We start from the raw sequence: 14,253 nt of genomic DNA, 5'->3' as shown, positions 1-14,253 counted from the left end.
GTCAGTTCTCCTTGGCGGCGAGTAGTCCGAGTGCACCCTCGACGGCCTTCGCGAACACGTCCGGGGACCCGGCGGCGCGAGCGAGGACGTAACCGCCCTGCAAGACCGCGACCAGCGCGGTCGCCGTGGCGGCGGGGTCGAGCGAGGCGTCGAGTTCGCCGGTCGCGCGGCCCTCGTCGAGCAGTTCGGCGAGACGGCCCGTGACCCAGCCGAAGGTCTCCTCGACCGGCCTTCGCAGGTCCGGATCGGCCATCACGTCGGGGTCCTGGGTGAGCCTGCCGACCGGGCAGCCCTTGAGTGCGTCGCGCTCGCGGCGCAGGTAGGCGGAAATCCGTTCGATGACCGTGCCGGGCCCACTGAACTCGGCCTCCGCCTTGACCCGCAGATCGTCGGCGTTGCGGCCGATCGCGGCGAGCGCGAGTTCGGACTTGCCCTGGAAGTGGTGGTACATGCTGCCCTGGCCGGCGCCGGAGCGCTCCTGGATCGCCTTCGGGCTGGTGCCGACGTACCCGCGCTCCCACAGGAGCTCGCGAGTGCTCTCGATGAGCTGTTCCCTCTTGTCCACCCCGGTACCGTACATACTAGTAGGTACAGAGACAAGCCGACAGCGCTGCAGCAAGGGACCTTTGCTATCACTTTCGCGCTCATCCGCAGGTCCGGGTGCTCGCGGTCCGTGAAGGCCTCCTCCCCATCCTCAAGGTCAGGGTCCCGGCAAAGTCGCAGCTGCTGGTCAGCGCTGCTCTCGGCAGTCCGGACTTGATATCGCCAGTGCCTGCCAGGGTCAGTGGGGAGGATTGGGGACGTTGAACGTCCGAAATCTTCCCCGCTCGGCTTGTGCCGGGGTTCCTTGGGGGAGGCATGTCCCTCAGGCTCTGTTGATCGAACTCCGCGACGAATAACCGCCCGACCTCTAAGACCTCGGCTTTGCCGGGACCCCTACCCTCGAAGTAGGGAAGGAGGTCTCCACGAACCACGAGTTCGCCACATCGGCCTCCGTGATTCCAAGTGTCACGACCGAGTCGCGGGAAGCCCCTTCACCTACCTGGGCGACACGTTGACAGCATCACCGGCGGATCGACGACGGCGACGGAGGCGAGCCGCCTGGTTCATCGCACGACGTGGGCGTACGCGGACTTCAGGTCCTCCACCGGACCCGCCGGCGCGACCAGCGGCCCTTTCGCCCAGTCGCAGCCGAGTTCGTGCAGCACTTCCAGCTGCCGCGCGGTCTCGACGCCTTCGGCGACCACCACGAGGTCGACGGCGTGCGCCATCGCCATGATTCCGGCGACGATCGGCTCGGCGTCAGTCGACCTTCCCAGATCGGCCACGAACGACCGATCGATTTCGATCACGTTCAGATCGAGGCGGCACAGTTGGGCGAGCGAGGAATACCCGGTGCCGAACCGTTCCGCGGTCACCTTGACCCCGGTCTTCCGCAACGCGTCGACGGCGTCGGCCGCGTCCTTCAGTGCCGTTTCGTCGACGTCGAGACAGAGATCTTGCGGCACCAGCCCTGCGGCCTCCAGAGTTGTCTGGACCAGTTGCAGCAACGTGGGATCACCCAGTTGGCGCACCGACAGGCTCACGTTCACATTACAGTGCACACCATGATCGACACGCCATCGGGAGATCTCACCGGCGGCCGTGGAAAGGACCTCCGCACCGATGATGGTCAAGAGATCGCCGTCGTCGGCGATCTCGACCAATTCCGCCGGATCGATCGGTCCGCGGACAGGGTGATCCCAGCGGGACTTCGCCTTCACCGCGACCATGTCGCCGGTCCGCAAATCGACGACGGGCTGATAAACGGTCTCGATCAGGCCTTCCGCGACGGCGTTCCGCAGATCCTGCTCCAGGATGAAACGGTCCTGTACCCGTTCCCGCATGATCGGCGCATAGAACGCGTAGCGGCCGGGTCCGAATGTTTTCGCTTGATACATCGCCAAATCGGCGTCTTCCAGCAATTCATCGGCACTGCGGGTATCACCGGGTTCGGCGATCACTATTCCGATACTCGTATTGATATACAGTTCGCGGCCGTACACGGTGAGCGATTCGGCGAGATGGCGCTGGAGGTGATCGGCCAGCGCCCGCACCTCGGCGTCTTCGGCAAACCCGGTGGTGATGACCAGGAACTCGTCCCCGCCGAGCCGCCCGACCAGGTCCGAAGGCCCGGCGACGGCCCGCAGCCGCTCCCCGATGATGCGCAGCACCTGGTCGCCGACGGTATGGCCGAGCGAGTCGTTGATGATCTTGAACTTGTCGAGGTCGATGAACATCACCGTGGTCGTGCGTGCCGGATCGGCCATCGTGCGACGCAGATGGTTCAGCGCGAACGTGCGGTTCGCGAGCCGGGTCAGCGGATCGTGGGTCGCCTCGTAGGCCAGCCGCTCACTGATCGCGCGCCGTTCGGTGATGTCGGCGAAAGAGGTCAGCACCGAGGGCACGCTCTGCCCCGGCGCCATCAGCGGGCCGGAGGTCAGCGAAAGCCACCGGTGTGCGCCGTCGCGCCGCCGCACCTGCACGACCCGTCCGGTTTCGACCTTCCCGGAACGCCGCACGCGCGCGGACGGCAGATCGTCGACGGGCACCGGGACGCCGTACTCGTCGTACAACCGCAACGCCCGGCTCTCCAGGCCGACCAGGGATCCCGCCGGCACGCCGGAGATCCGGTGCGCCGCGGAGTTCGCCAGCTCGATCCGCCCGCCGGGGCCGACCACCAGCACCCCTTCGTCGAGCGTTTCGACCACGGTGGCGAATTCGGCTTCGGCCCGGCGCTGCGCGGTCTCGTCGGCGCACAGCAGCACGTAGCCGTCGAACATCTCGGCCGCGGAGACCCGCACCGCCAGTGCCGTGCCGTCGGCGCTGAAATGCGTGGCCTGTACGACACCGCCCGCCGCGACGACCTGCCGCGGACTCATCGGCGCGCCGACGACCTCGGCCACCGGGACACCGATGACCTGGTCGAGTTCATGTCCGTAGACGGCCTCGGCCGCCGGGTTCCAGCTCGTCACCAGCCCGTCGGGCGAGGTCGCGATGATCGCGTCACTCGCGTGACCGACCAGCGCGGCCTGAAACCGCAAACCGGCTTCAGCCGCCTTCTGCGTGGTCAGATCGCGCATGATCACCTGATAGGCGGGTTTGCCCTCCCAGGTGGTGAGCACCGCCTGGGATTCGACATCGAACTTGCGGCCCTGCAGGGTCCGCAGTGTCATTTCGGTCGGCTCACTGAACGAACCCGGCTCGGCCAGCGCGCCGATCCGCTCCAGCAGCGCGTCCAACGAGCCGGCGTCGACCACGTCCATGATGTGCAGCCCGATGAGTTCGGTGGACACCTTCGCACCGAGGAACCGCATCGTGGCCGAGTTCACGAACACGAATTTGCCGCGCTGATGGACGCAGATCCCATAGGGGCTCGCCTCGACCATCGTGAAGTATTGGGTGCCCAAAGTCCCGCCGTCGGAATTTTGCTCCAAAAGGCGGTACCCCTTGCCGAGAAAGGCAAGGGCGGGGTCGCCGCGATGATCCCTCTCGGCGGACAACTCGGTCAGCAAACGGACGAGCGACGTATGCCGGTCAGCCGCCCCACAGGCCGGGTCGGGCTTTCCAACCGTGCAGGTCGTGGTGCCGTTCGCTGGCGAGGAATCCTGATCCGAAGGCCGGTGGGTGTCGGGAGTCCCACCGTCGAGATCGTCAGGATCCATGTGATCCAAACCCCCTACTCAACTGATGTAGCTTCCGATTAGATCACTAAATCGACGTAGTCGTCCTCCTCGGCCAGCTGATCGGTGTGGCTTATCCACACCGGCGCCGACGAAATGTAGTTGAAGGGAAACACGTGCGGAGCAAAACCGACATCTGCGGCATCGGCGCCGTGACCGCCTACGGCTGGGGGCGCGAATCGTTGTGGGAAGGCCTCGCGAGCGGCGTTCCCGGCCCCCAATTCACCGAAGGCTTCGGGGAGACCCCGGAATTGCCAGGCTGGGTCGGGCGGATCGCCGACGGCGGCAGGCCGAGGGACGGCAATCTGCACGGCCGCGCCCTGCTCGCCGCGGCACGGGAAGCGATCGAAGACGCCGGTGCGCGGGGCTGGTCACCCGGCCGACGGGTCGGCGTCGTTTCCGGCGGTGTCCGGGAAGACCAGCGGACTTGGGACAGGTTCGTCCTGCTCGGCGAAAAGCTGATGTTCCGCCGGGAATTCATCGGCATGATGCCCTCGACCCCGATCTCCGTGCTGATGGCGGAGTTCGGCTTCCGCGGCCCCTCGATGATCACGTCCGCGATGTGTGCGACCGGAGGCGCCGCGATGCTCACCGCGAAGATGTGGCTGGACGCGGGATACGCCGACGATGTCGTGGTGGTCACCACCGATCTGTCCGCACTCCGGCCGATGGTGCGCAACTTCGTGCACTGCGGGGTGGCGGTCACCGACGCGCCGCCACTCGACGCGTGCCGCCCTTTCCAAGAGGGCACGCGGGGTTTCACCTTCTCCGAGGCCGCGGTCGCGATGGTGCTGACCCGGCAGAAGTCCGACTCGTACGCGACCGTGCGGGGTGGCGCCATGGCGCACGAAGCGCATAACGCGATAGCGCTCGACCCCGACCCGACGACCGCGATCACCGCGGTGACCGACGCACTGGAGAACGCGGACGCCGCCGCGACGGACGTCCGGTACATGAACTCGCACGGAACAGGCGCGAAACTCTGCCACCGCACGGAATCCCAAATCCTCGAAGCGGTCTTCCCGCGCAGCACGGAGATCTACTCGATCAAACCGCTGACCGGCCACACCCAGTCGGCCAGCGCGCTGACCGAGATCGCGACGACCTGTCTCGCCGCGCAGCGCGACCTGATCCCGGCACCGAAACCGGTGGCGGACGGGCATCCGCAGCTGATGGACGGGCCGTCCCGGCCCGAAAGCGGGCTCACCGTGAAGACGTCGATCGGGATGGGCGGCTACGTCACCGCTGTCGTCTTGGACACCGCGTAGATAACACACGGTACCAACATAGTCACGAAGTGTCACTATCCGTGCTGAAGTGGTCAATACTCCTCGGTAGCGACAAGCACTGAGCACGGAGGCGGCCATGAGCGCGAAAACGGCATCCGACAATCTCGTCCACAACTACCTGTTCTTGCGGCGTGCCATCGGTTTCCTCGGGATCGGACTGCCCTTCGTGCTGATCTTCGGGAAGCTCGCCGTCGACGGCGGTGGCCTGCTCAACTCGATCAGCGGCTACTACTACTCGGGGATGCGTGACGTCTGGGTCGGCATCATGTGCGCCATCGGCGTCTTCCTGTTGTCCTACCGGGGTTACGGCCGGATCGACGACATCGCCGGGAACATCGCGGCGGTGGCCGCGGTCGGGGTGGCGCTCTTCCCCACCACGCCGTCGAACGGCGACCGCACGGACGAGATCATCGGCCTGCTGCATCTCGCCTCCGCCTCGGTGTTCTTCCTGACACTGACGTTCTTCTGCATCGTGCTGTTCACCAAGTCCGACAAGGAGATCCCCGGCGCCCGCAAGCTCGAACGGAACCGGCTGTACGTCGCTTCGGGCGTGATCATGCTGGTGTGCCTCGCGTTGATCGTGCTCTGCGGCCTGGTCTTCGACGACATGACGAAGGCGCTTTACCCGGCGCTGTGGCTGGAATCGGTGGCGATCCTCGCGTTCGGTGTCGCCTGGCTCGCCAAGGGCGGGACGCTGCTGCCGGACAAGACAGCGAAGGCGGGGACGCGGGTAACGGCCTGACCTGCACCGGAGCCGAACGGATCAAGGTAAGGAACCTTTGTCATCGGCCGGGTCGTTGACGCCTTATGACTGAGCGCATCGCACTCCAGCTCGGCCGCCGCGATCTCCTGGTGGTCGCGGGAATTCCCGGGGCGGGCAAGACCACCTTGCTGGCCAGGGCGGCGACCGGCGCGATGCCGGTGCTCGATTCCGACCGGGTCCGCGCGAAGCTGCGCGAACGACTACCCGCCGCGCTGCCGTACCGGTTCTACCGGCCGCTCGTCCATCTGTGGCATCGCGCGCGGGTCGTCGGGTTCGCGCTGGCGGACAACGGCCCGCTGGTCGTGCACGAGCCGTCGACCCGTGCGACGACCCGCGGGCTGCTGGCCCTGCTCGGCCTGCTGAGCCGCCGCCCGGTGCGGCTGCTGTGGCTCGACGTCTCGCCAGAGGAGGCCCGTGCGGGCCAGATCGCGCGCGGGCGCGTCATCCGGCCGCATTCGTTCAGCCGCCACGTCAGAAGGGCCGAGAAGCTGCGCCGTGAACTGCGGAACGGCTGGGTCCCGGCGGGCTGGCACGGCGCGCGAATGGTGACCAGGGAGGTCACCGGGGCACTGCGGTTCGTCACCGAGGAAGAGCCGGGGAGAGACCGCTCGAACGACATCCGGCTCGCGCCTCACCGGCGGGTGGCTCGCAGCAGCGCGACGTCCAGCGGCAGGCCGTGCACCGAGTTCAGTTCGAACCCCGCGCCCGCCGGCAGCCCGCGATAGTGCCCGGTGGCGCGCTCGCGGCCGCCGTCAGATACCCACGCAGCTTTCGGCGAAGAAGTCTTGGTGCGCACGGGAAATCCGCAGGCTCTCCAGCCGCGCGTCCCGCAGGGCTCGCTGGAAGACGGCCTCGTCGTCGTAACCTGCCGGAGTGTGCAGGAGGTTGATCATCCAGTGCGAGAATTCTGCGCCCGCCAGATCCGCGGCAGACACGCCGCGGAATACCGATCAAGCGGTGTCGTGTCGCCCTCGTCGTGAGCGGTGATCAAGGCACTGGCGAGAATCTCGGCCTCCATCAGCGCGAGATTCGCGCCTTTCGCCGCCGAAGGGCTGATCAGGCTCGCCGCGTCACCCGCGAGGAACAGGTTCCCGCGCTGGATCGTGTCCATCACGTGCGAACCCAGGTCCACGATGCGGCGCTCGATGATGGCGCCCTGTTTCAGCGGGCCGTAGTGATCGGCGCGCATCCGCAGGTGCAGTTCGTCCCAGATCCGGTCGTCCGTCCAGCTTTCCGGATCCTCGCCGCGCGGGACTTCGAGGTAGTAGCGCGTCACCGTCGACGTCCTCGCCATATGCCCGGCGAATCCGCGTTCGTGCATCGCGTACCCGACCGTCGCAACCGGCGATGTACTCGGCACGCAAGAGAACCTCATCGGCGATGACGGTGGCGTCCGTCCCCGACACCGACGACACCTCGGCCCCGAACTTGATCTCCCCACCGCGGGCGAGGAATTCCGCGATCAGATCGATGACCGGGAATTGCTGCGGATAGACGGAGTGCACCTCGCCCGCGCCCAGCTCGCTGTACTTGAGTTCGAATTCCGCCTGCTCATTACGGAAAGCGCAGGTGTCGTGCCGGACACCGTTACGGAGAAGCCCGTCGGCGAGTCCGTTCTCCTCAAGCACACAACACTGTTCGCGGCAAGAAACCCTGCCCTGGCACGCTTTTCGACATGCTCACGGCTCTGCCGCACCCACGATCAGCACATCAGCGTCGTTCTTTCCCACGAAGGCCCCCAGAACCGCCCTGCGGTCCGAGGTACACAAAACGCTTTGAGCGGGTGCGTGTTCAGCCCTTCTGGGCACGCAATCGTGCCCGGCGTTTCCCTTCGTGCATCGCCACGACACGGGCGACGGGAATCGTGTGCCCCTGTTCGACGAGATCGGCGGGCAGGGCCTGCGGTTCGGGCATCGCCTCGGCCCACGGATCCCTGTCCCCGAGAAGAGCGGGCGCCGTGAAGACGGTGAAGTCGGCGGGGAGCACGTTCGCCAGGTCGTCCCAGGCCACCGGGAACGACACCGGCAACCCCGGCCGCAACCGCGGGCTGTACGCCGCCGCGACCGTGTTGCTTCCCGCCCGCGTCGAGTCGAGGTACACCTTCCCCTCGCGGTCTTCCACGATGTACGCGGTCGTCGCGACGGCAGGATCGACCTGTTCCGCGCGAGCGGCGAGCGCACGGGTCGCGGCCGCGACGTCGTCGAAGGCCTGCCCCGGCACCAGCGGGACGAAGATGTGCACTCCCTTGGACCCACTGGTTTTCGCGGCCCCGTCGAGACCGGAATCCGCGAGGGCCAGCCGGACCAGCCCCGCGGCCTTCACGACGTGCGCGAAATCGTCGCCCGCGGGCGGATCGAGGTCCAGGACGAGATGGGTCGGGCCCGTTACGTCGCCCGCGTGCATCAGCGTCGGGTGGTACTCGACGGCACGCTGGTTCGCGAACCACAACAATGTGCGGCGGTCGTCGCACAGGGCGTACGACACCTGCCGCTTCGAGGTCTCCGCCCACATCCCGTACCGCTTCACCCAGTCGGGTGTGTATTTGGGCAGGTTCTTCTGCATGAACGGGTCCTGGCCGCGCAGGACGCGGATCACCGACAGCGGCCGGTTCTCCAGTACCGGGAGAATGCGGCCCGCGACGGCGTCCAGGTAGTCGACCAGGTCGCGTTTGGTCGCGTCCTCGAACAACGGCTGGTCGAGGTTGGTCAGCTTGACCCCGTCGCGCTCGTCATCGCTCATGGGGTGAGCCTAAAGGCTCGTGAGCGGTAAGGACGGTTGGAGCCGTCCTCACCGCTCACGAATTCAACCCTTAACTGATGTTGGCGTCGATGCAGGCGTAGAACGCGTTCGCCGTGTCGTAGACGTTCCAGCGGGCGAGGATCTTGTGCCGCCCGCTCTGCTGAAGGTTCACGCTGTGCGTGACCGTGGCACCCGGCTGTGCACCGCCGTCGTTGACGGTCGCGACCTTGGCGCCGTCGACGAAGTACTCCCACGTGCTGGTGCGGTGGCGAGCCGTGATCGTCCACCGGAACGTGGTGGTACGGCCGAGGGAATGCACCTTCCAGCCCTTGCTGTCGTCGTTGAGATCAGCGAAACGGCCGACGCCACCGTGACAGCTCGTGAGCCCCTTGGGCCCTTCGACACTTTGCGGTTCCCATTTGATGGAACCACAGGAAACGGTGTTCTGGGCGCACTGCGCCTGCCTGCTAGCCGGTGAGGAAACGTAGCCGTGTGCGCTGGCGGTTCCCGCCGGGATCGCGACCAGAACAGCCGGCACCATTGCCGCACCTGCCGCCAGGGTCAAAAGCCTTCGTTTGAAGCTCATGCCTACCCCTTTCGACACCCACCGCTGACCCGGTGGCAGAACCGTCAGCTGACACGAGGTTCTTGGGCCACAGCGAGCGAAAACCATATGACGGTTGGGACCACATCCGCCAAAGCATCAAGCAGGCGGATGTGGTCTAGACCATAATTGGTTCAGACGACTTGGTCAAGAGTAACCAACCGGGCACTCGCCCTCGTGAAGATCGAACAGGGGTTGTCAAGGCGTGCGATCAGCCCGCACCCAAACAGACGAACGGTCGCCGGAACGGATCAACCGCGACGGTGTCCGCCAAGGCCGTCGCCGGTCCGGCGCCTTCGGCGAGTCCGCGGTGGTAGTCGTCCATCGCGGCCGCGGCGGCCTCGTCACCGACTCGGCTCAACGGCGCGATCACCGTCCGCGAGCCGCTCGCGAGCAGCGCGCTGGCGAATCCGAGGACTTCGTCGCCGGGACGGATCCGGTTCAGCGCCAGTTCACACGCCGCGAAGACGACCTGCGACGGCGGCTGCGCGAGCCCGGCCATCTCATGCGCGAAGAGGGTGCCGTCGGCCAGTTCCAGCCGGGAGAACAAGGCGTTCTCGGGCTCGTGCGCGCCGTGCGCGGCGAGGTGCGCGAGCTTCGCGCCGTCCAGCGCGCGCAGGACCGACTTCACCGTCGCCTCGGCACCGGTCAACGTGTGCGCCGTCCGGTAGTGCGTGGCGAGCTTGTCCAGTTCACCCCTGTTCCCGACGAGGCCGGGACCGCGCACGAGAACGACTTTCCGCGCGCGTGACGCCGTCGAGCGCTCCGCGCCCAGCCATGCCGTCGCCGACGGAGCGACGACGATCGGCCGCGACCGCAACGACGGCAGCACCCCCCACGGGACGGCGTACAACGGCCCGGTCGGCACGACGACCAGGCCGCGGTCCCCGAGCAGCTCCTCCAGTGGCCGGATCAGCTGGACGTCGAGCCGCTCGGCCTGCTTCCGCGCCGAACCGAGCACCGACTGGACCAGTGGCGCGGCCAGCTGATCCGGCGCGAGGGCGTCGAGGTCGACGTTCAGCATCCGCGCGGACTCCGCCGCCCGCGCCGCCGAGCCGAGCCGCACCAGTTCGCACCGTCCGCCGGCGACCACCACGACCACCAGGTCGTCTCCGGAGGACGCGAAACTCACCAGCGCGCGTTCGCCAAGCTCGTCGGCGACCTCCGCGAGCCGCGCGATCGGCCTCGGCCTGCCCCTGCGTCCGGTGTGCCACCCGTGCCGATGCGCGTCACGCAACCGCTCGGCGTGTTTCGCCCGCAAGGCCGCCGTGGGATGCCCGTCGTGCTGCGCTTGGTGGATCGCCTGGTCGAGACCCCTGACCTCACCGACCCGCTCGGCGAGATCCGGATCGGTCGCCGCAACAGGTTCGTACCGGTAACTTTGCGCGCGAGTCCGTTCCGTCCAGCCGAACAACCGGGCCGCGTCGGCCCGCTCGAGCACGATCTTGACGGCGAGGTCCGCCAGCTCCCTGCCGTGCAACGCCGTCCCGGACACCAGCTCGAGGCCGCCCATCCGGTCGCGGACCCGATCGAGTTCGGTGAGCCCGGCCCGGATCTCGGCCAGCGCCCTGGTCTTGTCCCCCTCCGCGACCGCGAGTTCCGCACGGCAAAGGCGCCGCAGCATCCGGTAGTCGACGGAAGTCAGCCGCCCCGGCCGCGGAATCCGCGTCATCAAGTCGGCGGCACGCTTGCGCTTTCCCTTCCGCAGCTCGACCCGGACGGCCAGCATGCGCGCCAGCGCCGCCTGGTCGGCGAGCCGCGGCATCGGCATCCCGTTCGCCGCGCGCACCGCGCGAGCGGTCAGGGTGAGCGGGATTTCGTTGGTACGCAAAGCATCCCGTACGTCAGCGCGAAGACCGACGATCGTCGCGTTGGCGACGCAGGTCTGACATCCCCAGCGGAGCATCCTGCGCCGCGCCGACGCGGCGTAACCACGGGCGAGTTCGAGATCGTCGCTCATCAGGGCGGCGGAGGCCCGGTACAACTCCACGTCGGCGAGGTCGCGGGTGATACTGGTCTGCTCACGCATCATCACCAGTACGTCATCGAGGTGACTGGCCGCCTCGTCGGCGAGCCCCGCGGCGAGCAGCGCCTTTCCCTGCTCGAGACGTAGAATCGGGTGGATTTCGACGTCGAGAGCCCGATAGATCCTTTCACTTTCTTCGTAAAGTCTCAGCGCGACGGGAACATTTCCGATCCTCAGCTCGAGCGAACCGAGCGGCCGCCGGACGTCCGCCGCCTGCAATCGCAGTTCGTACTTCTCCGCGATATCCATCGCGTGAGTCAGATCCTCGCGAGCCCTGCCGACATCACCCAGACGCGTATACGCGAGCCCGCGAGTGATCATCGTGCCCAGGTACGGGCCGAGCAGGGGAACCGGATCCGGCGCCGAGTCGAGAACGAACTCCTTGTGCTCCATCGAGGTGTCGAAGTAAGCGATGCCTTCTTCGTTCCGGCCGACGGCCATGAGCAGGAGTCCATAGTTGTGATCGATGGCGCCGCTCAGTTCCGCGCGCAGTTTCGGATCGCCCACCTCGTCGAGAAGAGACCGCACTTCGTCCAGCTCGGCCAGCCCGGCGGCGACCGCGCCCCCGGTCTCGGTACCGAGCGCGACGAGTGAGTTCGTGAGCCGGATACGAGCGGCCAGCCATTCCCGCCGAGCACCTTCATCGGCGGGATCCACCGAATCGAGCACCGACATACCCCGGTGGAGCAGCTTCAACCCTTCACGTGGCCGCGAGGAACAGACAGCGTCGACGCCTGCCCGCTGGAGGGCACGCGCTTTGCGGATGGCCTCGGTGACGCCGAGTTCTGTTACAGCCACTGGCCTATGACAGCACAGTCCGTAGCCGAAAAGCCGCCCACCCGCCGAGGATCACCTCGACGGGCGGAGCGAAATTTCGGCTCACCCGGTCAGTTCCCCGGAGGCGGGGTCTGGATGCAGCCGCCGGAGCAATCCATCAGCCGGTTGAGGTAGTGCTCACAATCCGGGCTGTGCTCGTGTGGAGGCAGGTCAGGCGTGGGCCGAGCCGGGTCGACCGGCTCCTCTTCGCCAATGGGATCCATGACGTCCGTAGGCGCTGACATATAACGATCTCCTCCCCTGATGATCCTTCTTTTGTCGTGCCAGGCGACCCCGTCGCACCGAGTCCCCTCGAATCGCAGGCCCTCTTCCCGCGAATGGGGCAATAGTGCCACAACGGAGCAGTGATCGGGAGCTTTTACCTACACTGAGTCATCTCAGGCATCCAAAAGAGGGACGCTTTGTTAGCAAACCTCACGACTTACGCCAAATGGCGGAGCGCGGCCTGCCTCCTTCCGCGAGTGCCGCGACGGTACGGCCAAGACCACTGAGCCATCCGGCCTAATCTCGCAAGATTCTTGTGCCACAAGGGTTTCCGACCGCACATACCGGGGCACTCACGGCCTGTCGGGGGTTGACCGGCAAACATCCGGAGGAGATAACGATGCCAACGTGGTTGGTCATCATCATCGTCATCGCCGCGGTCCTGGTGGTGGGAGCCACTGCTTGGTTCGTCATCCAGGGACAGCGCAGGCGGCGATTGCAAGAGACGTTCGGCCCCGAGTACGAGCGGGCCGTCAAGGAACACGAGAACCCGCGGGAAGCGGAGCGCGACCTCACGTCGCGGATGAAGCGTCACTCGGATCTCGACATCCGGCCACTGCCGTCGTCCACAAAGGACCGGTACGCGCAGGAGTGGGCGCTGATCCAGGAACAGTTCGTCGACCGTCCGTCCGGCGCCGTCGTCGACGCGGACCGGGTGCTGGTCTCCCTGATGGCCGAGCGCGGTTACCCGACCGAAGGGTACGACCAGCAGCTCGCGGATCTGTCCGTCCGGCACGCGAACGCGTTGCGGCACTACCGCGCCGGGCACGACACGTTGGAGCGTCATCGGGAATCCGAAATGTCCACAGAGGACATGCGTGAAGCGATGAAGCACTATCGCGAGGTTTTCGAAGATCTTTTGACCGACGACGGTGACGAAGGAGCGAAGAGTCATGGAAAGCAGGCCTCTGGGAACCGAGGGAACGGAACCGCGGACCACGGAGAGCGTCGTCGGGACGACGGACAGGCTCGACGAGGAACGGACCGCTGACAACGGCGACTCCGGGCACACGCTGAGCACCGAGGACCTGGTGGCGACGGATCCCTCGCGCACCACCGAGGCGGCCGCCGAGCCCCATGAGGACGAAGTGCAGACGTTGTTCGACAACGTCGACGTGGACCGGTTCCGTGACAGCTGGCAGGGCATCCAGACGGCCTTTGTGGACGATCCGCAGCGGGCGGTCAAGGAAGCCGACGAACTGGTCGCCGTCGTGATCCAGAACCTGGCCGCGACGTTCGCGGACCACAAGAAGGAACTGGAATCCGCGTGGAGCCAGGGCGAACCGGCCACCGAGGATCTCCGGATCGCGTTGCGCCGCTACCGCTCGTTCTTCAACCAGCTCCTCAGCGCCTGATCCCTCAAAGTACGTGAAGGCCCCTTCCTCGCGCCTGGCGCGAGGAAGGGGCCTTCACGTACTTCCGGCAGGCAACCGCATGGGTCGGGTCTCACGAGCTTGTGGTCGATCCCGGCCGCACGATCATCAGTACCGTCACCACGGCCCACAGCAGGTTGAACATCCCGGTGTACATCGCCACGCGCCCGGCCGTCAGCGGTTCCGACGGTGGCTGGGCGTCCAGGGCCGCGAGGATCGCGTTCTGCCCCGGCAGCACGAGCAATGCCAGCACGCCGGCGGCCGCGGCGGTGAGGACGATCGACGCGAGCACCCACAAGTCACCGAACACCCGCATGCTGCCCGCGGTCGCCAGCCCGAAGAACGGCACCGCCAGGCCGAAGATCGCGTAGACCCGGCAGATCCGGTTGAGCAGGCGCGGCACGGACAACCCGGAACCCGGTTCGACGTACGCGCGCCGGGCGGCCGCCGGGAACATGCTCGCCGCGACGGTCACCGGGCCGATCGCGATGACGGCGGCCAGTACATGAAGGATCAAAAGTACTTTCGACACGCGGTCGAGCCTATGATCGGCACCCCGGCGTCCGGTACGGGTGTTTTCGACAGATGTCGCAGGATTCCGGCCATGCCCTACGTCCGGCGACGTACGCCGAGTGC

The 14,253-nt window shown here is 66.7% G+C and carries 12 protein-coding genes and 1 pseudogene; 5 read left to right on the top strand and 8 right to left on the bottom strand.

Annotated features, from left to right (window positions below; genetic code table 11):
* Position 1: 1 nt before the first annotated feature.
* Both ACM6LR_RS36085 and ACM6LR_RS36080 read right to left on the bottom strand, forming a co-directional pair.
* Positions 2-565: a TetR/AcrR family transcriptional regulator gene (locus ACM6LR_RS36085; RefSeq protein WP_414940091.1), complete on the bottom strand. Its 564-nt coding sequence runs from the start codon at positions 563-565 to the stop codon at positions 2-4.
* A 541-nt stretch (positions 566-1,106) separates the two neighbouring features.
* Positions 1,107-3,704, bottom strand: a complete 2,598-nt coding sequence (locus tag ACM6LR_RS36080) for an EAL domain-containing protein (RefSeq protein ID WP_414940092.1) — start codon at positions 3,702-3,704, stop codon at positions 1,107-1,109.
* A gap of 134 nt (positions 3,705-3,838) precedes the next feature.
* On the opposite strand from ACM6LR_RS36080, the gene ACM6LR_RS36075 reads away from it, so the two are divergent.
* The 3 genes from ACM6LR_RS36075 (at position 3,839) to ACM6LR_RS36065 (ending at position 6,499) form a co-directional block, all read left to right on the top strand.
* Positions 3,839-4,990, top strand: coding sequence for a beta-ketoacyl synthase N-terminal-like domain-containing protein (locus ACM6LR_RS36075; RefSeq protein ID WP_414940093.1), 1,152 nt, complete (start codon positions 3,839-3,841; stop codon positions 4,988-4,990).
* A 97-nt stretch (positions 4,991-5,087) separates the two neighbouring features.
* Positions 5,088-5,753, top strand: coding sequence for a DUF998 domain-containing protein (locus ACM6LR_RS36070; protein ID WP_414945392.1), 666 nt, complete (start codon positions 5,088-5,090; stop codon positions 5,751-5,753).
* Between the two features lie 65 nt (positions 5,754-5,818).
* Complete coding sequence (locus tag ACM6LR_RS36065) at positions 5,819-6,499, top strand: AAA family ATPase (protein ID WP_414940095.1); 681 nt, start codon at positions 5,819-5,821, stop codon at positions 6,497-6,499.
* A gap of 27 nt (positions 6,500-6,526) precedes the next feature.
* Here the strand turns inward: ACM6LR_RS36065 and ACM6LR_RS36060 are convergent, their stop codons facing one another.
* The 5 genes and pseudogenes from ACM6LR_RS36060 to ACM6LR_RS36040 all read right to left on the bottom strand — a co-directional run bounded on the left by ACM6LR_RS36060 (position 6,527) and on the right by ACM6LR_RS36040 (position 11,941).
* Positions 6,527-6,667, bottom strand: a complete 141-nt coding sequence (locus ACM6LR_RS36060) for a hypothetical protein (RefSeq protein WP_414945391.1) — start codon at positions 6,665-6,667, stop codon at positions 6,527-6,529.
* Positions 6,664-7,402: pseudogene (locus ACM6LR_RS36055) on the bottom strand (FAD-dependent monooxygenase). The gene ACM6LR_RS36060 and the pseudogene ACM6LR_RS36055 overlap by 4 nt, the downstream one beginning before the upstream one ends.
* Before the next feature lie 163 nt (positions 7,403-7,565).
* Entirely contained in the window at positions 7,566-8,513 is a 948-nt protein-coding gene (locus ACM6LR_RS36050) for a DNA polymerase domain-containing protein (RefSeq protein ID WP_414940097.1), read from the bottom strand.
* 70 nt (positions 8,514-8,583) lie between these two features.
* Positions 8,584-9,099: a lytic polysaccharide monooxygenase auxiliary activity family 9 protein gene (locus ACM6LR_RS36045; RefSeq protein ID WP_414940098.1), complete on the bottom strand. Its 516-nt coding sequence runs from the start codon at positions 9,097-9,099 to the stop codon at positions 8,584-8,586.
* A gap of 229 nt (positions 9,100-9,328) precedes the next feature.
* Entirely contained in the window at positions 9,329-11,941 is a 2,613-nt protein-coding gene (locus ACM6LR_RS36040; protein WP_414940099.1) for a CHAT domain-containing protein, read from the bottom strand.
* Between the two features lie 643 nt (positions 11,942-12,584).
* Here ACM6LR_RS36040 and ACM6LR_RS36035 point away from each other — a divergent pair.
* Positions 12,585-13,235, top strand: coding sequence for a hypothetical protein (locus tag ACM6LR_RS36035; RefSeq protein WP_414945390.1), 651 nt, complete (start codon positions 12,585-12,587; stop codon positions 13,233-13,235).
* Complete coding sequence (locus ACM6LR_RS36030; protein WP_414945389.1) at positions 13,138-13,599, top strand: hypothetical protein; 462 nt, start codon at positions 13,138-13,140, stop codon at positions 13,597-13,599. Before ACM6LR_RS36035 ends, ACM6LR_RS36030 begins: the two co-directional genes overlap by 98 nt.
* A 91-nt stretch (positions 13,600-13,690) precedes the next feature.
* Here ACM6LR_RS36030 and ACM6LR_RS36025 read toward each other — a convergent pair whose 3' ends face one another.
* Positions 13,691-14,149, bottom strand: a complete 459-nt coding sequence (locus ACM6LR_RS36025) for a hypothetical protein (protein WP_414940102.1) — start codon at positions 14,147-14,149, stop codon at positions 13,691-13,693.
* Between the last annotated feature and the right edge of the window lie 104 nt (positions 14,150-14,253).

Source organism: Amycolatopsis sp. cmx-11-32, from assembly GCF_047608695.1.
Classification (GTDB): domain Bacteria; phylum Actinomycetota; class Actinomycetes; order Mycobacteriales; family Pseudonocardiaceae; genus Amycolatopsis.
The sequence above is the reverse complement of the archived record's forward strand: the minus strand, read 5'-3'. Positions and strand labels throughout refer to the sequence as shown.